This window comes from Roseobacter sp. CCS2 (genome assembly GCF_000169435.1).
In the GTDB taxonomy this organism is placed as follows: Bacteria; Pseudomonadota; Alphaproteobacteria; order Rhodobacterales; family Rhodobacteraceae; genus Yoonia.
Window position 1 is genome coordinate 14,357 of record NZ_AAYB01000001.1, and the last position, 18,571, is coordinate 32,927.

Genomic DNA, 18,571 nt, shown 5'->3' on the forward strand with positions numbered 1-18,571 from the left:
ATTTCTGCGTTGCATATCACCTAATGATGATCAGCAGATTTGGAAAGCCCGCATGCCGCTTAACCACTCACCTCATCTTTGAAGTGCTGCATCACCAGTTTAATCGGGTTCGGTGCCGCCTGCCCCAAACCACAGATTGAAGCATCCGCCATTGCGGTGCACAAATCCTCCAGTAACGGCTGGTCCCATGCGTCCGCTTGCATCAGCTTGACCGCCTTCTCACAGCCAACCCGGCACGGTGTGCACTGCCCACAGCTTTCATCCTCAAAGAACCGCAACATATTCAGCGCAGCATCGCGGGCGCGGTCCTGGTCCGATAGCACCACCACAGCAGCGGAACCGATGAAAGTGCCCAAAGGTTGCAACGTGTCAAAATCCAACGGGACATCGTTGATCGTTGCAGGCAGCAGGCCCGAAGACGGCCCACCTGGCTGATAGGCTTTGAACACATGGCCTGCCGCCATGCCGCCAGCTGCTTCGATAATATCAGTGATTGTTGACCCGGCAGGCAGCAAATAGACGCCGGGTTGCGCAACTCGTCCCGAGACCGAGTAAGACCGCAAGCCGACACGCCCGTTCTTTTCGGTTGAATTCAGCACCTCTGGACCTTCGCGACAGATCCGCGCCACCCAAAGCAAAGTCTCAACATTGTGCACCAGCGTTGGCCGATCAAAGATGCCAACCTGCGCCACAAACGGCGGCCGATGGCGGGGCAGCCCGCGTTTACCCTCGATGCTTTCAATCATCGCGGATTCTTCGCCGCAGATGTAGGCCCCCGCCCCGCGTCGCAGGTCAATATAGCCTTCCGCCACAATACCAGCGCCTTCCAACGCTTTGATCTCAAGCGCCAAAATATCAAGCACCGCGGGGTATTCATCGCGCATGTAGATAAAGCATGTGTCAGCTTCAACCGCCCAAGCGGCGATCAACATACCTTCCAAAAACAGATGCGGCATGCGTTCCAGATAATAGCGGTCTTTGAATGTGCCAGGCTCGCCCTCGTCCCCATTTACTGCCAGATAACGGGGGCATGCGTTACCGCGCACAAACCCCCATTTTTTGCCTGATGGGAAACCAGCGCCACCCAATCCGCGCAGACCAGAGGCCAGCACTTTGTCCTGCACGTCCTCCCAATCACCGCCTTCGCGCAGCGCTTGCAATTGCGCATAGCCGCCATTCGCGACATAAGCAGAATAGCCTTCATAATCAGGCACATGCGCATGCGTATCGCCCGCCGCAATTGCCGCCGCGACCTTGTCGAAGGTCGCATGATCAATGTGGTTATGGCCCAACTCAAGCGCGGGTGCTGTATCACATCGCCCCATGCAAGGCGCCCGAAGAACACGCACCTCGGACGCATCCAAACCATCCTCTAATGCTGTCTTTAATTGTTGTGCGCCTGCCAATTCACACGACAGCGAGTCGCAGATCCGGATCGTCAGCGCGGGGGGCACAGGTTCGCCTTCCTTGACCACATCGAAATGGGCATAGAAGGTGGCAACTTCGTAAACCTCGGCCTGGCTTAGCCGCATTTCTTCGGCCAGCGCCCGCAGATGGGCGGCTGACAAACAGCCATGCGCGTCTTGGATCAGGTGTAAAAATTCGATCAGCAGATCGCGGTGGCGAGGCCTGTCACCCAAAAGTGCCTGCACTTCGGCCCAGGCGGCATCATCCAGCTGGCGGCCTTTGGGGCGATGCCGCCCTTTGCCCTTGCCGGATTTCCAAACACCTTTGCGGTTGTCCAAAGCCATTGTGCTGTTCCTTCTCAGTCACCGCCAACATAGCTAGCGTCGGCCACGCAAACCACGCAAAAGCGACACCAGAGTGGACCAATACGCGCAGGTTTGCAGTTTCCACTACATTGGACGGAAACACGTGCTAACAATGCGAAACATGACATCCCGGCTTTGGCATTTTGGATTTGCGACGCTTGCACCAGCAGCACTGATTGCGCTGGGGTCCGTTTGGGGTGGTATCTGGATTTTTGCCGCTGTGATCCACCTGACTGCGATGACAACTGTATTGGACAGGCTGATAAAACCTGATGAAACAGCCGAGGCTAGTCAAAGCGACACAGCGCTTTCGGTGGTTATTGCAGCGGCGCATTTCGCCTTGCTGCCTTTGGTGATTGGCGCGCTTGTCAATCCGCAACTGGGCGCGCTGGAAAAGATCGCACTCTTTTTCGCCGCTGGTCTGTGGTTTGGACAAGTCAGCAATGCAAACGCGCATGAACTGATCCACCGCCAAAGCCGCGCGTTGCATCGGCTGGGCATGTGGTCTTACATCACGTTGCTTTTCGGGCATCACACATCTGCTCATGTTCTTGTGCATCATCAACACGTTGCGACACGCGCCGATCCGAACACCTCGCGGAAGGGTGAAAGCCTTTATCGTTATATGGTTCGCGCTTGGGTCGGTTCCTTTCAGCAAGGCTATGTTGCGGAACGCGATCGCCTTGTGCGGATCGAACGATCTGCTTGGCGTAACCCTTATGTGGTTTATGTTGGCGGCGCGGTGCTTTGTTTAAGCGTGGCAACCTTGCTGGGCGGTTGGCAGGCCTTGTTGGCTTATGTGGGCCTTTGTGGATACGCGCAATCACAGCTGCTTATGTCAGATTACGTGCAACACTACGGTCTGCTACGTGCAACCCACGCGAACGGCAAGCCAGAGCCTGTGGCGGCCAAACACAGCTGGAACAGCCCGCATTGGTTTTCCTCTGCACTGATGCTGAACGCCACCCGGCATTCAGATCACCACGCGCACCCCGGGCGACATTACCCCGCGCTGACCCTACCCAAGGATGCCCCAATGCTCCCTCGTCCACTGCCTCTCATGGCCAGTATTGCGCTGATCCCACCGCTTTGGCGCCGTATCATGGACCCAAAAGTTGACAGGTGGCGCAATGCGTAGCCTGCTGCTTCTTTGTTTCGCACTTGCTGCACCGGCGGCGGCCCAAGAGGGTATGACGGGCCAGGAATTTGATGACTATGTCACCGGGCGCACCATCACATTCAGCACGATCAACAATCCCGCCTATGGCATTGAACGCTACCTGCCCGGACAACGCGTTATGTGGTCCAATTTCGAAGGCACCTGTCAATATGGCGTCTGGTTCGAAAGCAAGGGTGACATCTGTTTCCGCTACGAAGGCAACCCCATTAGCCAGTGCTGGACAATCTTTGAAGACCCCGATGGCCTGCGCGGCGTCTACACGACATGGCCGAATACGACCGTCATCTACGAAGTGCGTGATAGTGGTGATGCGTTGATCTGCAACGATTTATCATCCTAAGCCAGCCTGAGAACAGGTTGCTTTATGTGTCCTTGCCCACGTGCAGGCGCCCATCCGCGAACTCGATCTCCAGCGCTTTGGCCTTCTGTGCGGCACCTTTGGTTGTCACCACAGCGCCGTCGCCGCGCACCACCGCATAACCACGCTTGAGTGTCTCGACATAGCCCAGTGTTTCGCGCAACCGATCAAGCGCTTCCAGCTTTGAGAGGCGCTCGGCTTGCTGTCGCGAAGCGCGGTCCGATAAGCGGCGCAGTGTGCCAATTAACCGGTCAGACTGACGGGACACACGATCTTGCAAGACCCCTGCCCGCAACCCGCGACTGGTCTGCTCAAGCGTTGTGCGCGCCTCGCGTGACCTGCGTTTTAACGCGGGCCCAAGGCGGTCTGATAACCCATCCAGCCGCCGCCGGTCTTCGGCCAGACGGCGTGACAGGATGCCGGGGCGCAAAGCGGCCTCGCTCATTTGCAACCGTTTCTTCGCCGCAGCCCCTGTAAGGGCCGCAGGCAACCGCTCGCCCAGATAATCCAGACGCTGACGCGGTCCTTCAACCAGCGCATCCACCTGTGGCAGGGCCCTGCCCAGATCGCGAACCCTTTGCTGGCGCTGCGTCAGCCCGGTGGTCAACGCCCGACTTAACCGCGCGCCCTGTTGGTCCGCCCAGGCCAGCAATTCCATACGCACCGGCACAGCCAGTTCAGCCGCCGCCGTCGGTGTTGGTGCCCGCATATCCGATACAAAATCAATCAACGTTGTATCCGTCTCGTGGCCCACAGCAGATATCAGCGGGATGTCCGACGCCGCTGCAGCTCGCGCGACAACCTCTTCGTTAAATCCCCAAAGGTCCTCTAGCGATCCGCCGCCGCGGGCAACGATAAGCAGATCAGGACGCGGCAAAGCACCACCGGGGGTCAATGTGTTAAATCCTTCAATCGCCGCCGCCACCTCTGGCGCGCATTTCTGGCCTTGAACGGCCACTGGCCAGACCAGAACCTTGCGCGGGAACCGGTCCCGCAACCGGTGCAGGATATCACGAATAACCGCACCCGAAGGCGACGTCACAACACCAATAATCTCTGGCAGATACGGCAGCTCTTTCTTGCGCTCTGGCGCAAAAAACCCCTCGGCCGCCAAAGCTGCCTTGCGTTTTTCAAGCATAGCCATCAAAGCGCCCGCGCCCGCAGGCGCAATATCTTCGATCACCATCTGATATTTGGACTGGCCAGGAAAGGTTGTCAGCTTACCGGTCGCGACAACCTCCATGCCTTCCTCTGGGCGATGCGCCAGTCCCTGCGCGCGGCCTTTCCAGATCACACCGGCCAGCACTGCGCGGTCATCCTTCAAATCCATATAAATGTGCCCTGACGCAGGCCGGGATACCCGCCCAATCTCGCCTTTTACACGCACATGGGAAAAACCACCTTCAATGGCCTTTTTGACTGCACCAGAAATCTCGGATACCGAAAATTCCGGCGTATTATCCGCCGGTTCATCTTCAAATAGATCGTTCATGTGACGCCCTTCTTGCGCTGTGTTTGCAGGGGAAGGGACGAAAACTTCCACTTTAGAAACAAAGTCGTCAGGAACAATACAGCACCAAGTCCCGCAAACAGTATGGAGTTGAAAACCAGCGAAAGCATAATCGCCAAAACACCGCTGATCCAGAACAGGATGCTCGACATCCGGACAGTGGCGACATCCGGATCAGGCCAGTACTGCACCTGCGCCCGGCCAAATTCTTCGGCGTAATAATCCAGTGTACGCAGATATGCCGGATCATTTTGAAAAGGGGGCAAATCACCGGGGTGGTGGATGGTCCGACCAATGATGCGCGGGCAAAAATCCTCAAAATAGGCTTTGCTGTCATCTGCATGCATTTGCCAAACAACATTGACAATCGGTGATGGGGCCAATGTCTCTCCGGTGCTGCCGACCAAATACATAAAACGGCGGTATTCTTCGACCAAAATATAGCAAACATCGATTGAATGCCCGGTTTCATCTTCCAGACGGTCCACAAGTGATCGCGTTAATGGACGCTCATGAAAGCTATAACCTTCAAGGCGATGCCAGAGCTGCCGGTCCTTTTTGATCGGTGTCATGTTTTGGTGTTCGCTTACTAACTGTCGCCCCACGCCAACAGTAATATGAAGTGGTCAATTGGCCAAGCGCCAAGCATCAAAAACATGGCCACCTGCGCCACTTGTCGTCATGCAGCAACCACCATAAAACCGGGACAACTTCAGCATGGGCAAGGATAGATATGAACATTCTCATTTTGGGCAGCGGCGGACGTGAGCATAGCCTTGCATGGGCCGTGAAACAGAACCCTAAATGCGATCGTTTGATCGTCGCGCCCGGCAACGCGGGTATTGCCACGATTGCAGAATGCGCCGATATCAATATCCTTGATGGTGGCGCAGTTGCGACATTTGCCGAAGAAAACGCCATTGATTTTGTCATCGTCGGACCCGAGGCCCCCTTGGCCGCAGGCGTCGCTGATCGCTTGCGCAAGGCGGGGCTTTTGGTCTTTGGCCCCAGCCAAGCCGCCGCCCAATTGGAAGCTTCAAAATCATTCACAAAATCCATCTGCGATGCCGCCAATGCACCTACTGCAGCCTATGCGCATTTTACGGATGCTGATGCTGCAAAAAGCTATATTCGCGCACAAGGCGCACCTATTGTTGTCAAGGCCGATGGGCTTGCTGCTGGTAAAGGCGTGATTGTCGCCATGACAGAGGATAACGCACTGGCCGCCATCGACGATATGTTCGATGGCAGCTTCGGGGACGCCGGTGCCGAGGTCGTTATTGAAGAGTTCATGGAAGGCGAAGAGGCTTCGTTCTTTGTTCTTTGTGATGGCAAAACCATCCTGCCTGTTGGTACCGCCCAAGACCATAAGCGCGCCTATGATGGTGATACCGGGCCAAACACCGGCGGCATGGGCGCATATTCCCCCGCCCCGGTAATGAGCGATGAAATCACACAAAAAGCACTTGATGAAATTATCAAACCAACCATGGACGAGATGTACAAACGTGGCACCCCTTTTCAGGGCGTTCTGTTTTGCGGATTGATGATCCAGAACGGGCAACCGCGTCTGGTCGAATATAATGTCCGCTTCGGTGACCCTGAATGCCAATGTCTGATGATGCGCCTTGGCGGTCAGATCCTTGATCTGATGCAGGCCTGTGCGGAAGAACGACTTGATGAGGTACAAGCCAACTGGGCCGATGATCACGCGCTGACAATTGTCATGGCGGCCAAGGGTTATCCCGGCAGTTACGCCAAAGGCACAGTGATCAAAGGATTAGAGAACCAACCGGAAGATAGTTTTCACGCCGTATTTCATGCTGGTACGGCGCAGGTTGATGGGCAAATCACAGCGTCTGGCGGTCGCGTGCTGAACATCACCGCACGCGGCAACAGCTTGTCGGAAGCGCACGAAAAAGCCTATGCCATGGCGCAAGGCATTGATTGGGATGACGGATTTTACCGCTCAGACATTGGGTGGCAGGCGCTTTGAGGTTATCGGATTTTAGTTTTCGGTCGGCCTAGTCAGAGTGCAAAGTTTGTAACCTCACCCAGCAATCTGCACGCGCGAATTTAGGTATGTGTGTTGGAATGGGCCCCGGCGCCATCAATTTAGGTGGTCGGCCAACATATCAAGTCAATGTCGTCATAGTTGTCGTTTCAAAAAATTGATATTAATCAGCGGCCCAGTATCCGGTGACTTGGTTTTGAAAACATACAACAACAGTCTAGGAAAAATCGAAAATGGATAAATTTGTCGTCTCGGTGTTAGCGCCTGTATTAAAGGTATTTATGGTCATCGGCGTGTTATGCGGTATTGCTATTGCTGGCTTAGGAGCAGGTAGCGCAATGGAGGCCATTAATTTGTCCAACGAATTCGGCGGCGTAGAGCCATCAGTCATCATTAGTGTTGGACTGGGACTGATTTTGTTTTTCGCAGTCCAGTATTTCGTGCTCAAGATGTTTGTCGGCAAAGCAAAAGCAAGATTAGCTGCACAGTAGCAACGACGAAACGAACGCAGATCTGTAGGTGGAAATGACAGTCCGTCTTCCACCTACAAACACGTTAGCATTCTATATAGATAAATAGCTATCCCGATCTAGAGATCGCGCTTAGTAAGCCTAAGCACCCACTCATTCTCAGTTCTGAAACATCTCCAAAACTCAAATCAATGGGTGCAGACTTTAAGCCGCGCGGCTCACGAGAACCGAGTCGATTTCAGCCGCAGCCGCATTCTCGTCATTGCCTGCCACCGCAGCAATTTCGCGGGTCAGTCGTTCAAGGGCAGCTTCGTAAAGCTGACGCTCAGAATAACTTTGTTCGCGCTGATCATCCTGGCGGTGCAGGTCGCGCACAACCTCGGCAATCGCGATTAGATCGCCAGAGTTAATTTTTTGCTCATATTCCTGCGCCCGGCGCGACCACATAGCTTTTTTGACCTTAGCCTTACCACGCAGTGTTTTCATCGCATGGCTGACCACATCCGGGGTTGCCAAAGCGCGCATCCCGACATGGGTCGCCTTGTCGGTTGGTACACGCAGGGTCATCTTGTCTTTCTCAAAAGAGATAACAAACATCTCAAGTTCAAAACCCGCAACCTCTTGTGTTTCAATCGAAACAATCTTGCCTACGCCATGCGCAGGGTAAACGACAAACTCGTTCGGGCTAAAATCATACTTCTTCTTGCTCATGATCGTCCTTTCATGGCGATACAGACTGATAAGCGACAAAAAAACCGCCGGGGGCAACGTGCCTCCGCCGGGGTGTGTCGGTTACGAAACTGGATCATTTTTTTCGCAGCATTAACACTACTGTATCACAAAAACCGCGTTTCTGAAAGCGCTGCATTGCAGCACAGCAAAACCTATAAATATGAATTACTTACGGTCACAGCTGTGCCGAATCATCCGCCTTCGCCAGCGGCCTCGGAAAAAAGCTCCATCTTGCCTTCTTTGCCGTCCATATCATCGGCGGTGGGCAGTGGATCTTTTTTTGTAATGATCACCGGCCACATTTCGGAATACTTGCGGTTAAATTCAACCCATTTTTCCATGTCAGGCTCTGTATCAGGGCGGATCGCATCGGCGGGGCATTCAGGCTCGCACACACCGCAATCGATGCATTCGTCAGGATGGATCACCAGCATGTTTTCACCTTCGTAGAAGCAGTCCACAGGGCAGACTTCGACGCAGTCAGTGTATTTACAGGCAATGCAGTTGTCGTTGACGATATATGTCATGGGGTGCAGGTTCCGAAGTAGCTAACGACGCCTTGCTAGAATAGACTGCCAAGGCATTCAAGGTCCAACAGACCAAGTGACGCGGTGGCGCGACAGAAACCGCGTGACTGGCGCAAACAAGCGCCGGAATGCAACGCGCAAAGCTGGACGAACGCCCCCATTTCGCCCATCGTTGTGGTAGGAATTGAAACTGGGTTTTTACGATTGGGGGAAATCACATGTCACTGATGAACACTGTTACCAAAATGGCCATCGGCTTTGCCATGGCAAAAGGTATGGATGCCATGCAGAAAAATGGTGGCCTTGGGAATGTCCTGCAGGGCCTGACGGCTGGCAAGGGTAACGATAATTCGCAACAGGCCGGGGGTCTGGGTGGGATGTTAGGGCAGCTGACCGGTGGTAGTGGCGCTGGCGGCGGGCTTGGCGGAATGTTGGGCCAACTTGGCGGCGGTACTGCTGCTGCGGGTGGGCTTGGTGGTCTTGGCGCGCTTTTGGGCGGGTTGGCTGGTGCGCGCGGTGGCGACGGGGGCGGTGGACTGGAAGCGATGCTGAACCAAGACAACCCCGCCGATGAACCCGACGAAGACGAGATGGCCAAACTAATGCTACGCGCCATGACGCAGGCCGCGCGCGCCGACGGTGACCTTGACGCGGCTGAAAAAGCGAAACTGACCGAAGCACTTAGCGACAGTGACCCGGGCACCATGAAAATCCTGCAGGATATTCTGTCAGCGCCCGTTAGCGCCGCGCAACTGGCCTCTGACACGCCAAAGGGGTTGGAAACGCAGGTTTATACCATGTCGGTTAATTCAATCACGCCGGACAATCAGGCCGAAGCACGGTATCTGCACGAATTGGCCAGTGGCCTTGGTATTCAGCCGCAAACGGCAAATACCATTCACGACAGCCTTGGCGCACCCCGGCTGTACGGCTAGTCCAGCCCCATATCGCGGCGGTCTTTCTTGGTTGGACGACCGCCTTTTTCGTATCTGGGGTTTGCACCCTTCGCGGCAACGGGTCGCTCTTTCGGCGCTGGTGTCAGGTCTTCGTAAAGCGCCTGCGCTTCGGGTGCGGGACCACGGCGTTCGCCACAAGCCAGAATGCGCACAACCTTGGTGTCATTTGCCTGCACAAAGGTCAGCACATTGCCCGGTCCAACGGCCCGTGCCGGTTTGCTGACTGGCTGGCTGTCCACACGCACCTTACCGCCTGTCACCACCCCGGCCGCAAGACTGCGCGATTTGAAAAACCGCGCATGCCACAGCCACTTGTCCAGCCGGATGGTCGGACGCAGGTCGGTCAATCCTTTTTGAAACCAGCCAAGGCGGCGGCAAAGGGGTTATCGGGATCAATCTGCTTTTCGCGCTTGGGCTTGGCCTGATAGGTTTGCGGCTTGTTGCTACCACCACCCTGCGGCTTGCCTTTACCCTTTGGTTTGCCTTTTCCGCGCGGACGGGCATCGCCCTGTGGGCGCGCGGGACGCGCGGCGCGACCACCCCATGTAAAGGTATAAAATACCTCTTGTTCGGACTCCGCATTCGGATCCGGCACAGGCGGCGTATCGGCTGGCGTGTCAGCGGGAAGCTCTTGTGGCACATCTGTCGGTGTCTCGGAAGGCGGATCGACAGGCGTTTCCTGCGGCGCATCAGGCGGTGTTTCAACAGGTGGCAGACCCGGTATTTCCTGAGGTGCATCAGGCTGCGGTGTGTCAGGCACTTCGACAGGTGGCGTATCAGGTGTTTGCGGCGGTTTCGCCGCTTTTACCTTTTCACGCTCGCCCTTTTCTGCCTTGTATCCAAGACCGGACATCAGATCCGCGAATTGCTCCAACGTCATGCCTGTGATTGAAAGCATATCGGGATTGGCTTCAAACCCGCCACGACTGTCCTGATCACGCAGCATATCGGCCAGACGTTCCAACATATCGATACGGATCGCCCGTTCGCCAGCGGCGCGATAGCCCGCCATTGCGTAATACCCCGGCACCGCATCTTTGGATGCTGGGACTGTCACCAAACCGGGCGGTGGACTTTCTGGAAACTCGCCCAGATCTTTGGACAGCGACCAAAGAACCAACCGCAACCGCGTCGGCGCGGGCTTCAGCAAAAGCGGCATGAAAATCGTAAACTGCCCAAAGCGCACGCCGTGTTTGCGCAGCGCGCCGCGCGCATCCTGATCCAGCGCTTTCACCTCATCAGCAACTTCGCCGCGTGGGATGATGCCGAACCCTTCGGCCATGCGGAAGGCAAAGCCCTTTGCCGTACCTGTCAGCGTCTCATCATTCTTAAGTGCCAAGAGCGGCTCAAAGCCGGCGGCAATTTTGCGATCAATGAAATGCTGCAACCGGCGTTGCACCTTAGCGGCAACATCGGCACCGGCTTCATCATCGACGAAAGCCTCGATCCCCGGCTTAAGGGCGTCATCGCCTTTCACCAGTTTACCAACGGCCTGATCGCCCCACATCAGACCACCTTGTTCGGTGAAATCAATTTCGGGGTCCGGTGCGTTGTAGAACCGATCCGCCAACAAATGAAATTGCGGGACCAGTGCCTGCACCGAAGCCTGGCGCAGCGTCTTGGCCTCATCGGGGCTGCCGGCCTTATCCATCCGGAACCGGAACCCTTCCAACCGTCCGACGAATTCGCCCTCTACGGTGACTTCGCCTTTATCATTCACGTCAGCCAAAAGGCTCTCCTTCTGTTTGAGCCGGCGAAGCAGAATACTGGTCCGCCGGTCCACAAATCTTTGCGTCAATGCGCCATGTAGCGCATCTGACAATCGGTCTTCTACAGCGCGCGTCTCGTCCCGCCAATGCGATTCGTCACGCAACCATCCGTTGCGTTGTGCCACATAAGTCCATGTACGGATATACGCTAGCCGTTTTGACAGCGTATCAATGTCGCCGTCGGTGCGGTCAATGCGCCGGACCTGCAAGCCGAACCAATTGGCGGACACATGCCCAAGCTGGTGCAGATCATTGTAGATATGCGTCAGTAGGCCGGCATGTTCACCTTTACTGATCCCGCGAAAATCGGGAACGCGGCAAACATCCCATAGCAGTTTGACAGACGGACCATCCGTGGCACGCGCCGCCACTTCGTCGTCCATCGCCAATGCCTTGAGTGCCGCAAGATCATCGCTTTCGCGCACCCTTGTCAGCCAGAAATCATCGGTGCGTTCTTCCAAAGTCGCGATCAAACGCTTGACTGATCCAAACTGCAAACGGCTGTTGCGCCACTGAAGTTTCTTGACCGGCTGAAAGCGGTGATCGCAAATGGCCTGTGCAACACCTTCATCCAAAGGTGGCGCTTCCCCTGTCACACCAAACGTACCGTTCTCAATATGCCGTCCCGCACGACCCGCGATCTGTGCCAGTTCTTCGGGCTGCAAGTGCCGCATGCGGCGGCCATCAAATTTGGTCAGCGAGGAAAAAGCAACATGGCTGATGTCCAAATTCAGTCCCATTCCGATAGCATCGGTCGCCACCAGATAGTCCACATCGCCGTTTTGATACATCTCAACCTGGGCGTTCCGCGTGCGTGGGGAAAGTGCGCCCATCACAACCGCTGCACCACCTTTTGTACGCCGCAAAAGCTCTGCAATGGCATAGACATTTTCAACCGAAAACCCCACGATTGCAGACCGGGCAGGCATTCTGCTTATCTTTTTCGAACCAGAGTAGGTCAATTGCGACATCCGCTCGCGGCGCATGAAATGCGCGTCCGGGACCATGGCCGAAATCGCATTGCGCATGGTTTCAGCCCCCAGAAACAGCGTTTCATGAAGGCCACGCGCATTTAGCAGACGGTCGGTAAAGACGTGACCCCGTTCAGGGTCAGCGCACAGTTGAATCTCATCGACTGCCAGAAAATCGCATCCCATGCCCTCTGGCATCGCCTCAACGGTACACACCCAATAGGCAGCGCGCGGCGGCACGATCCGCTCTTCGCCGGTGACCAGTGCAACAACACCGGGGCCTCGCACTGCGACAATGCGGTCATAAACCTCGCGCGCCAGCAGGCGCAGAGGCAAACCAATCACACCCGTGCGATACGACAACATTCGCTCAATCGCGTAATGCGTTTTGCCAGTGTTCGTCGGCCCAAGCACGGCCGTGATCCGGGAACCCGTCATATTCTTCCCCGAAACTTCGGAGGGCCTGCGCCTAGAGCGCCAGACCCTCTAACTGCAATTTCAAACGGTCAACTGATACCAGAACATCTTGTGAATTTGGATGCATCGTCAAGATCATCTCATAAAGCTCGAGCGCATCATCAGGGCGCTGCAATTCTTCCATAATAATCGCTAAACCGCGCATCGCTTCAAAGTGGCGGGGGTTCAGGGTCAGTGCCCGACGAATGTCATCCAGCGCAGGACCTGTCAGACCAAGCAAGTAATAGGACGATGCGCGCCCATAATACCCTTCTGAAAAATCAGGCGCGTGATCGATCAGCGCGGTAAAATGCTCGGCGGCGACATCCGGTTGCCCGTCTTCCAGCGCATCCTTTCCGCGGCGCAACAACAGGTCCATTGCCGCAGATCCGCTTTTTTCCCATTGGGCAATAATCTGCCCTTCGATGCGCGCATATGTGCTCTCGTCGGCCTCGGCCAAGTCTTGATAAAGTTCATCCAACGTCGTTTGCTGCGCGTAAACAGGTAGGGAAAACCCCACTGCCACGCAAAGTGCCGTAACGATACATTTGAAGCGATGTGAGTGCATAACCATACTAGTAATGTAGCGCACTGTGCGGCCAACACCAGAGGCCGCGCAGTCACATCAACGAATAGAGGACGAAAAAAAATGAGTGATGTTGTGACAGAGGCCGTCGCCGCCCTGAATGCAAAAATGGACGGGCAGGGTTTTGATGGCTCCGCCAAATTCGATATCGAAGGTGAAGGCAGCATTATCATTGACGAAAACGGCGCGCGCGCCGGTGATGACGACACAGACGTCACGCTGACGGCCACCACCGATACGTTCAAAGCGATCCTTGATGGCGAAATGAACCCGACAACAGCCTTTATGACCGGCAAACTGAGCGTTGATGGTGACATGGGCCAAGCGATGAAGCTGTCAGGCGTATTGTCATAATGATGGAAGCGGCCCCTTTTTTCGAAGATATCGCCAGCGGACCTGCTGGCGGGGTCGCCCATTGGCTTACCACATCCGATGGGCTGCGCATTCGCGTGGGCCATTGGCCCCTTGCGAATGCCAAAGGCACGGTACTGATTTTTCCAGGTCGCACAGAGTTCGTTGAAAAATACGGGCTGACGGCGCTGGGCCTTCAGGAACGTGGCTATGCCAGCCTTGCCATCGACTGGCGCGGACAAGGCATTGCCGATCGCATGACGCCAAACCGGGCCATTGGTCATGTTGGCGATTTTGCGGATTACCAAAAAGATGTTGCAGCAACGCTGGCCTATGCAGAAAAGGTCGGCCTGCCGCGCCCATACTTTTTGATGGGGCATTCCATGGGTGGTTGCATCGGGCTGCGGTCCCTTGCCGAAGGGCTGGATGTGCAGGCGGCTATGTTTTCGGCACCCATGTGGGGCGTTCAGATGGCCGCACCTTTGCGCCCGGTTGCTTGGGGGCTTTCTGCTGTCAGCACACCGTTAGGGTTTGATCAAACACTGGCCCCCGGCCAGTTTGAAGAAGGCTATGCCCTGCGCGCAACCTTCGAAGAGAACACACTAACGAACGATCCCGACATGTGGGCGTTCTTTGGCAAACAGCTGAAAGAGCACCCGGACCTGGGTCTTGGCGGGCCGTCATTACGCTGGCTCAACACATCACTGCGCGAGATGCACCGGCTTAGCAATTTGCCATCGCCGCGCGTGCCATGCCTGACCTATCTTGGCACTGACGAAGCCATCGTTGATCCGTTGCGTATCCGCGCACGCATGCGCGATTGGCCAGATGGTGCCTTGCGCGTCATTGACGGTGGCAAGCATGAAATGCTGATGGATACGCCAGAACTGCGCAACATGATCTTTGATGAGACAGCAGCGTTCTTTGACGCGCAACTGGCGCAGGCGGCCTAGCCCAGATCACTATCCGCACGAACCTTGAACCCGGCGTCACGTAGCTGACCCACTGTTTCTGCCACATGGCTTTGATCGCGCGCCTCGATCACAATCTCAAGCTCTGCCTGTTTCAGTGAGACAGATTGCATCATGCGCTGGTGGATAACTTCGATCACATTGGCGCCTGCCTCACCAATAATCCGCGAGATATCAGAGAGTTGGCCGGGGGTGTCGTCAATTTCAAACGTCAACCGGGTAATGCGGCCATCACGGACCAGCCCACGCAAGATCAAGGTTGAAAGCAAGCGCGAGTCGATATTGCCGCCGCAAACGACCAAGCCAACTGTCTTGCCATGCCAATCCTTTGCGTGCTTTTCGACAATTGCAAGGCCGGCACCAGCGGCGCCTTCTGCCACGATCTTTTCGTAAGACAGCAGATCAAATACCGCCGCTTCAATTTCGGCCTCGGTCGCGGTTTCAACCCGGTCCACATGGGTTTTGATCACGGCAAGGTTTGCCGCCGCAGGTTCACGCACCGCGATCCCTTCAGCAAGTGTGGACCCACCAAAGTTTGTGCCAACCTGATCAAACTGCGCTTTTACAGCATCAAAATTGGCCGCCTGCGCGCCGATAATCTGCACCGCGGGCTTCACCGACTTCGCCGCAACCGCCATGCCCGCAATCAAACCGCCCCCACCGACAGGAACGACAATGACATCCAGATCAGGCTCTTGTTCCAGCATCTCCAGCGCGACGGTTCCCTGACCCGCAGCGACAACTGGATCATCAAAGGGATGTACAAAGGTCATGCCTTTCTCGGCCGCCATATCCAGTGTGAACTGCACACTTTCATCAAAGCCCGTACCATGCAGCACAACCAGCGCACCAAAATCCTTCGTCCGTTTCACCTTATTGAATGGCGTACCCTCAGGCATCACTATGACCGCAGGAATACCCAGGCGGCTGGCGTGATAGGCGACCCCCTGTGCGTGATTACCCGCACTACAGGCTATCACACCAGCGGCGCGTTCTGCCGCATTCAAAGTCAGCAGTTTCGCCAGTGCCCCACGCGCCTTGAACGCATTGGTGTGCTGCAGGTTTTCCAGCTTTAGGTATAGATCAATTCCCAAATGCAACGATAACCGGGCCGCATGCACCGTCGGCGTGCGCATCGTCGCAGGTTTAATTGCCTCATATGTTTTCGCAATTAGCGCGGGATCAAGAGCCATGAAGCACCTCGTTCAGTCATAATCACCCACCGCTGTATACCGTAAGGTGGGTGAAACCCACCCCCGCCATTGGCGCAGCCGCAATGCGCTCTATAGTCAGATCATGGCTGACGTACTTACCTTCACAGATCGCGGCATCTATTGCGCTGCGGGGGATTTCTATATTGATCCGTGGCAACCCGTTGACCGCGCGCTTATTACCCATGGGCACAGTGATCACGCACGCCCCGGCATGGCGCGTTATCTGGCCACGACCGGGACGGCCCCGGTCATGCGGCATCGGCTGGGCGATATCACCTTGGAAACCATCAGCTATGGTCAAGAAAAACAAATTGGCGACGCCCGTGTATCTTTCCACCCCGCAGGCCATGTTCCAGGCTCTGCGCAGATCAGGGTTGCCGTCAAAGGCGAAGTTTGGGTCGCATCGGGCGATTATAAAACTGTGTCCGACGGCCTGTCTGAACCGTTTGAGCCGGTCAAATGCCACGCCTTTATCACTGAATGCACCTTTGGGCTGCCCATCTTCAAATGGACCCCGCAAGACATCCTGACCCAACAAATCAACGACTGGTGGGCGACGAACGCCACCGCCGGGCGCACCTCAATCCTTGGGGCTTATGCGCTTGGCAAAGCCCAGCGATTGCTGGCCACCGTCAACCCCGATATCGGCCCAATCCTGACCCATGGCGCTATAGAAAATACCAACACCGTTTTACGCGGCCAAGGTTTCACCCTGCCCGCGACGACACTTGTCACACCAGAGATCAGTCACAAAACCCATCCCGGCGCATTGGTTCTTGCCACGCCCAGCGCCCTTGGCACCACATGGGCCCGGCGATTTGGCACAGCATCAACAGCCTTTGCGAGCGGATGGATGGCGCTGCGCGGTGTGCGCCGCAGACGTGCCGCGGACCGCGGTTTCATCGTGTCAGATCATGCCGACTGGGACGGTTTGAACGACGCGATCAAAGCCACTGGCGCGACGAAAATTTTCGCCACACATGGCTACACCTCTGCCTTTCAAAAATGGCTCTCCAGCGAAGGTTATGACGCCCACATCGTCAGCACGGACTACCAAGGCGAGGGCTTTGATCAGACCGAGGAGGCTGAGGCATGAAAGACTTCGCCACCCTTTTTACCCGCATTGATGAAAGCACCAAGACGACGATCAAGACCGCCGCCCTCGCCGATTACTTTCAGACAGCAACCCCAGAAGACCGGCTGTGGACCATCGCCCTGTTCACCGGACGCCGCCCCAAACGGACTATTACAGCCACGCGGCTGCGCGAATGGGCGGCAGAGGTGGCAGGACTGCCCGATTGGTTGTTTGAAGAAAGCTATAGCATCGTCGGCGATCTGGCCGAAACGATTGCGCTGGTACTGCCCCCCGCGACGCAAAGCGAAGACCGGACGCTGACCTATTGGATTGGCTACATCAAAACCCTCTCAACGCTTGAAGATGATGCGCGTAAAACTGGCATCCTGACTGCTTGGAACAGCCTGCCCAACACCGAACGTTTCCTTTTTACCAAATTGCTAACCGGCGGCTTTCGAATCGGCGTCAGCGCAAAATTGATCACGCGGGCACTGGCCAAAGCCACCGGTCAAGACGAACCGCAATTGACCCACAAACTGATGGGGAACTGGACGCCGGACACAACAACCTGGGACGCCCTGATTGAGGCCGATGACCCTACCGCAGACCTATCCCGCCCCTATCCGTTCTATCTGGCGTATCAGTTGGATGATTTCGACGATCTTGGCGCACCTGCCGACTGGAACGCCGAACGCAAGTGGGATGGCATACGCGGCCAACTGATTATTCGCGGCGGCGAACATCACCTGTGGTCACGCGGCGAAGACCTGATGACAGACCGCTTTCCCGAATTGGCGCAACTGCGCGACTACCTGCCTGACGGCACCGTGATTGACGGCGAGGTATTGGCATTCATAGATGAAAGCCCCTTATCCTTCAACGCGCTGCAAAAACGGATAGGGCGCAAAACTGTGCCCAAGAAACTGCTGGTCGAAGCGCCCGTCATCCTGATGGCCTACGATCTATTGGAACATAAAGGCCAGGACATCCGTGACACGCCCCTGAAAAAGCGGCGCGAAACGCTCAACTCTTTGATCGCTGATGTGCCAGATACAGCCCCTCTCCGCCTTTCTGCCTCTGTCCCTTTTGAAACATGGGACGACCTCAGCGTTGCACGCGATGAGTCCCGCGCGCTGAACGCTGAAGGGCTTATGCTCAAGCGACTTGAAAGCCCCTACCTGTCGGGGCGCAAACGCGGCGACTGGTGGAAATGGAAAATCGATCCGCTGACAATCGACGCCGTGATGATCTATGCCCAAGCAGGGCATGGACGCCGCGCGAACCTGTTCACCGACTACACATTCGCCGTGCGCAACGGCAACGATCTGGTTCCTTTCACCAAGGCCTATTCCGGCCTGACCGACAAAGAGTTTCGCGAGATAACATCGTGGGTGCGCAAAAACACCCTTCAACGCTTCGGCCCAGTCCGGCAGGTGCCCCCCGAACATGTGTTCGAGATCGCCTTCGAGGGCATTCAGGAAAGCCCGCGCCACAAATCCGGCGTTGCACTGCGGTTTCCGCGCATGCTGCGCTGGCGGCGCGACAAACCTGTGGATGAGGCCAATACGCTGGATGATCTCAAAGAGATGTTGGCGACCTACGGCTGACGCCCTTTCCACCGTTTCAATCAATACCTATGTTGCGCGTAACAAATGATGA

General features: G+C 55.9%; 18 protein-coding genes. 9 read left to right on the plus strand and 9 right to left on the minus strand.

Annotated features, from left to right (window positions below):
- Window positions 1-59: 59 nt before the first annotated feature.
- Window positions 60-1,751 carry an NAD(P)H-dependent oxidoreductase subunit E gene (locus RCCS2_RS00105; protein WP_008230381.1) on the minus strand — a complete coding sequence of 564 codons (1,692 nt, stop codon included), beginning with the start codon at window positions 1,749-1,751 and terminating at the stop codon, window positions 60-62.
- Between the two features lie 142 nt (window positions 1,752-1,893).
- Here RCCS2_RS00105 and RCCS2_RS00110 point away from each other — a divergent pair, with 142 nt between their 5' ends.
- Both RCCS2_RS00110 and RCCS2_RS00115 read left to right on the plus strand, forming a co-directional pair.
- Window positions 1,894-2,910 (plus strand): alkane 1-monooxygenase, encoded by a 1,017-nt coding sequence (locus tag RCCS2_RS00110; protein WP_008230382.1) that lies wholly within the window; start codon window positions 1,894-1,896, stop codon window positions 2,908-2,910.
- Complete coding sequence (locus tag RCCS2_RS00115) at window positions 2,903-3,292, plus strand: hypothetical protein (RefSeq protein ID WP_008230383.1); 390 nt, start codon at window positions 2,903-2,905, stop codon at window positions 3,290-3,292. The genes RCCS2_RS00110 and RCCS2_RS00115 overlap by 8 nt, the downstream gene beginning before the upstream one ends.
- A gap of 22 nt (window positions 3,293-3,314) precedes the next feature.
- On the opposite strand, the gene xseA is transcribed toward RCCS2_RS00115, so the two are convergent.
- Both xseA and RCCS2_RS00125 read right to left on the minus strand, forming a co-directional pair.
- A complete protein-coding gene (xseA, locus tag RCCS2_RS00120) occupies window positions 3,315-4,802 on the minus strand; it encodes an exodeoxyribonuclease VII large subunit (RefSeq protein ID WP_008230384.1) in 1,488 nt (495 codons plus the stop codon).
- Window positions 4,799-5,392: a glycine-rich domain-containing protein gene (locus tag RCCS2_RS00125; RefSeq protein WP_008230385.1), complete on the minus strand. Its 594-nt coding sequence runs from the start codon at window positions 5,390-5,392 to the stop codon at window positions 4,799-4,801. Before RCCS2_RS00125 ends, xseA begins: the two co-directional genes overlap by 4 nt.
- A 161-nt stretch (window positions 5,393-5,553) precedes the next feature.
- On the opposite strand from RCCS2_RS00125, the gene purD reads away from it, so the two are divergent.
- Both purD and RCCS2_RS00135 read left to right on the plus strand, forming a co-directional pair.
- Window positions 5,554-6,816, plus strand: a complete 1,263-nt coding sequence (gene purD, locus RCCS2_RS00130; RefSeq protein WP_037292928.1) for a phosphoribosylamine--glycine ligase — start codon at window positions 5,554-5,556, stop codon at window positions 6,814-6,816.
- Between the two features lie 251 nt (window positions 6,817-7,067).
- Window positions 7,068-7,325, plus strand: coding sequence for a hypothetical protein (locus RCCS2_RS00135; protein ID WP_008230393.1), 258 nt, complete (start codon window positions 7,068-7,070; stop codon window positions 7,323-7,325).
- A 183-nt stretch (window positions 7,326-7,508) separates the two neighbouring features.
- Here RCCS2_RS00135 and RCCS2_RS00140 read toward each other — a convergent pair whose 3' ends face one another.
- Together RCCS2_RS00140 and fdxA are read right to left on the minus strand one after the other, a co-directional pair.
- Window positions 7,509-8,015, minus strand: a complete 507-nt coding sequence (locus RCCS2_RS00140) for a CarD family transcriptional regulator (protein ID WP_008230395.1) — start codon at window positions 8,013-8,015, stop codon at window positions 7,509-7,511.
- A gap of 212 nt (window positions 8,016-8,227) precedes the next feature.
- On the minus strand, window positions 8,228-8,563 hold the full coding sequence (gene fdxA / locus RCCS2_RS00145) for a ferredoxin FdxA (RefSeq protein ID WP_008230397.1): 336 nt from the start codon (window positions 8,561-8,563) through the stop codon (window positions 8,228-8,230).
- A 218-nt stretch (window positions 8,564-8,781) separates the two neighbouring features.
- Between fdxA and RCCS2_RS00150 the strand changes: the two genes are divergently transcribed.
- Window positions 8,782-9,498, plus strand: coding sequence for a DUF533 domain-containing protein (locus RCCS2_RS00150; RefSeq protein ID WP_008230398.1), 717 nt, complete (start codon window positions 8,782-8,784; stop codon window positions 9,496-9,498).
- Here RCCS2_RS00150 and RCCS2_RS00155 read toward each other — a convergent pair.
- Genes RCCS2_RS00155 through RCCS2_RS00165 form a run of 3 tightly spaced genes read right to left on the minus strand, consistent with a single transcriptional unit; the run spans window position 9,495 to window position 13,289 of the window.
- Window positions 9,495-9,866, minus strand: coding sequence for an RNA-binding S4 domain-containing protein (locus tag RCCS2_RS00155; RefSeq protein ID WP_008230400.1), 372 nt, complete (start codon window positions 9,864-9,866; stop codon window positions 9,495-9,497). The two genes, RCCS2_RS00150 and RCCS2_RS00155, sit on opposite strands and share 4 nt — an antisense overlap.
- Window positions 9,863-12,697: a helicase-related protein gene (locus tag RCCS2_RS00160; protein WP_008230402.1), complete on the minus strand. Its 2,835-nt coding sequence runs from the start codon at window positions 12,695-12,697 to the stop codon at window positions 9,863-9,865. The genes RCCS2_RS00155 and RCCS2_RS00160 overlap by 4 nt, the downstream gene beginning before the upstream one ends.
- Before the next feature lie 31 nt (window positions 12,698-12,728).
- Window positions 12,729-13,289: a tetratricopeptide repeat protein gene (locus tag RCCS2_RS00165; RefSeq protein ID WP_008230404.1), complete on the minus strand. Its 561-nt coding sequence runs from the start codon at window positions 13,287-13,289 to the stop codon at window positions 12,729-12,731.
- Window positions 13,290-13,364: 75 nt separating this feature from the next.
- Here RCCS2_RS00165 and RCCS2_RS00170 point away from each other — a divergent pair, with 75 nt between their 5' ends.
- Together RCCS2_RS00170 and RCCS2_RS00175 are read left to right on the plus strand one after the other, a co-directional pair.
- Window positions 13,365-13,655, plus strand: a complete 291-nt coding sequence (locus tag RCCS2_RS00170; RefSeq protein ID WP_008230406.1) for an SCP2 sterol-binding domain-containing protein — start codon at window positions 13,365-13,367, stop codon at window positions 13,653-13,655.
- Window positions 13,655-14,605, plus strand: coding sequence for an alpha/beta hydrolase (locus RCCS2_RS00175; protein WP_008230407.1), 951 nt, complete (start codon window positions 13,655-13,657; stop codon window positions 14,603-14,605). Before RCCS2_RS00170 ends, RCCS2_RS00175 begins: the two co-directional genes overlap by 1 nt.
- Here the strand turns inward: RCCS2_RS00175 and RCCS2_RS00180 are convergent.
- Window positions 14,602-15,816 (minus strand): threonine ammonia-lyase, encoded by a 1,215-nt coding sequence (locus RCCS2_RS00180; protein WP_008230408.1) that lies wholly within the window; start codon window positions 15,814-15,816, stop codon window positions 14,602-14,604. The two genes, RCCS2_RS00175 and RCCS2_RS00180, sit on opposite strands and share 4 nt — an antisense overlap.
- A gap of 103 nt (window positions 15,817-15,919) precedes the next feature.
- Between RCCS2_RS00180 and RCCS2_RS00185 the strand changes: the two genes are divergently transcribed.
- Together RCCS2_RS00185 and RCCS2_RS00190 are read left to right on the plus strand one after the other, a co-directional pair.
- Complete coding sequence (locus tag RCCS2_RS00185; protein WP_008230409.1) at window positions 15,920-16,933, plus strand: ligase-associated DNA damage response exonuclease; 1,014 nt, start codon at window positions 15,920-15,922, stop codon at window positions 16,931-16,933.
- Complete coding sequence (locus RCCS2_RS00190) at window positions 16,930-18,519, plus strand: ATP-dependent DNA ligase (RefSeq protein WP_008230410.1); 1,590 nt, start codon at window positions 16,930-16,932, stop codon at window positions 18,517-18,519. The genes RCCS2_RS00185 and RCCS2_RS00190 overlap by 4 nt, the downstream gene beginning before the upstream one ends.
- Window positions 18,520-18,571 lie beyond the last annotated feature (52 nt).

Excerpts from the sequence above, each read along its gene's own strand:
- RCCS2_RS00105 (WP_008230381.1), bottom strand. The coding sequence starts at position 1,751 with ATGGCTTTGGACAACCGCAAAGGTGTTTGGAAATCCGGCAAGGGCAAA.
- RCCS2_RS00110 (WP_008230382.1), top strand. The coding sequence starts at position 1,894 with ATGACATCCCGGCTTTGGCATTTTGGATTTGCGACGCTTGCACCAGCA.
- RCCS2_RS00115 (WP_008230383.1), top strand. The coding sequence starts at position 2,903 with ATGCGTAGCCTGCTGCTTCTTTGTTTCGCACTTGCTGCACCGGCGGCG.
- xseA (WP_008230384.1), bottom strand. The coding sequence starts at position 4,802 with ATGAACGATCTATTTGAAGATGAACCGGCGGATAATACGCCGGAATTT.
- RCCS2_RS00125 (WP_008230385.1), bottom strand. The coding sequence starts at position 5,392 with ATGACACCGATCAAAAAGGACCGGCAGCTCTGGCATCGCCTTGAAGGT.
- purD (WP_037292928.1), top strand. The coding sequence starts at position 5,554 with ATGAACATTCTCATTTTGGGCAGCGGCGGACGTGAGCATAGCCTTGCA.
- RCCS2_RS00135 (WP_008230393.1), top strand. The coding sequence starts at position 7,068 with ATGGATAAATTTGTCGTCTCGGTGTTAGCGCCTGTATTAAAGGTATTT.
- RCCS2_RS00140 (WP_008230395.1), bottom strand. The coding sequence starts at position 8,015 with ATGAGCAAGAAGAAGTATGATTTTAGCCCGAACGAGTTTGTCGTTTAC.
- fdxA (WP_008230397.1), bottom strand. The coding sequence starts at position 8,563 with ATGACATATATCGTCAACGACAACTGCATTGCCTGTAAATACACTGAC.
- RCCS2_RS00150 (WP_008230398.1), top strand. The coding sequence starts at position 8,782 with ATGTCACTGATGAACACTGTTACCAAAATGGCCATCGGCTTTGCCATG.
- RCCS2_RS00160 (WP_008230402.1), bottom strand. The coding sequence starts at position 12,697 with ATGACGGGTTCCCGGATCACGGCCGTGCTTGGGCCGACGAACACTGGC.
- RCCS2_RS00165 (WP_008230404.1), bottom strand. The coding sequence starts at position 13,289 with ATGGTTATGCACTCACATCGCTTCAAATGTATCGTTACGGCACTTTGC.
- RCCS2_RS00170 (WP_008230406.1), top strand. The coding sequence starts at position 13,365 with ATGAGTGATGTTGTGACAGAGGCCGTCGCCGCCCTGAATGCAAAAATG.
- RCCS2_RS00175 (WP_008230407.1), top strand. The coding sequence starts at position 13,655 with ATGATGGAAGCGGCCCCTTTTTTCGAAGATATCGCCAGCGGACCTGCT.
- RCCS2_RS00180 (WP_008230408.1), bottom strand. The coding sequence starts at position 15,816 with ATGGCTCTTGATCCCGCGCTAATTGCGAAAACATATGAGGCAATTAAA.
- RCCS2_RS00185 (WP_008230409.1), top strand. The coding sequence starts at position 15,920 with ATGGCTGACGTACTTACCTTCACAGATCGCGGCATCTATTGCGCTGCG.
- RCCS2_RS00190 (WP_008230410.1), top strand. The coding sequence starts at position 16,930 with ATGAAAGACTTCGCCACCCTTTTTACCCGCATTGATGAAAGCACCAAG.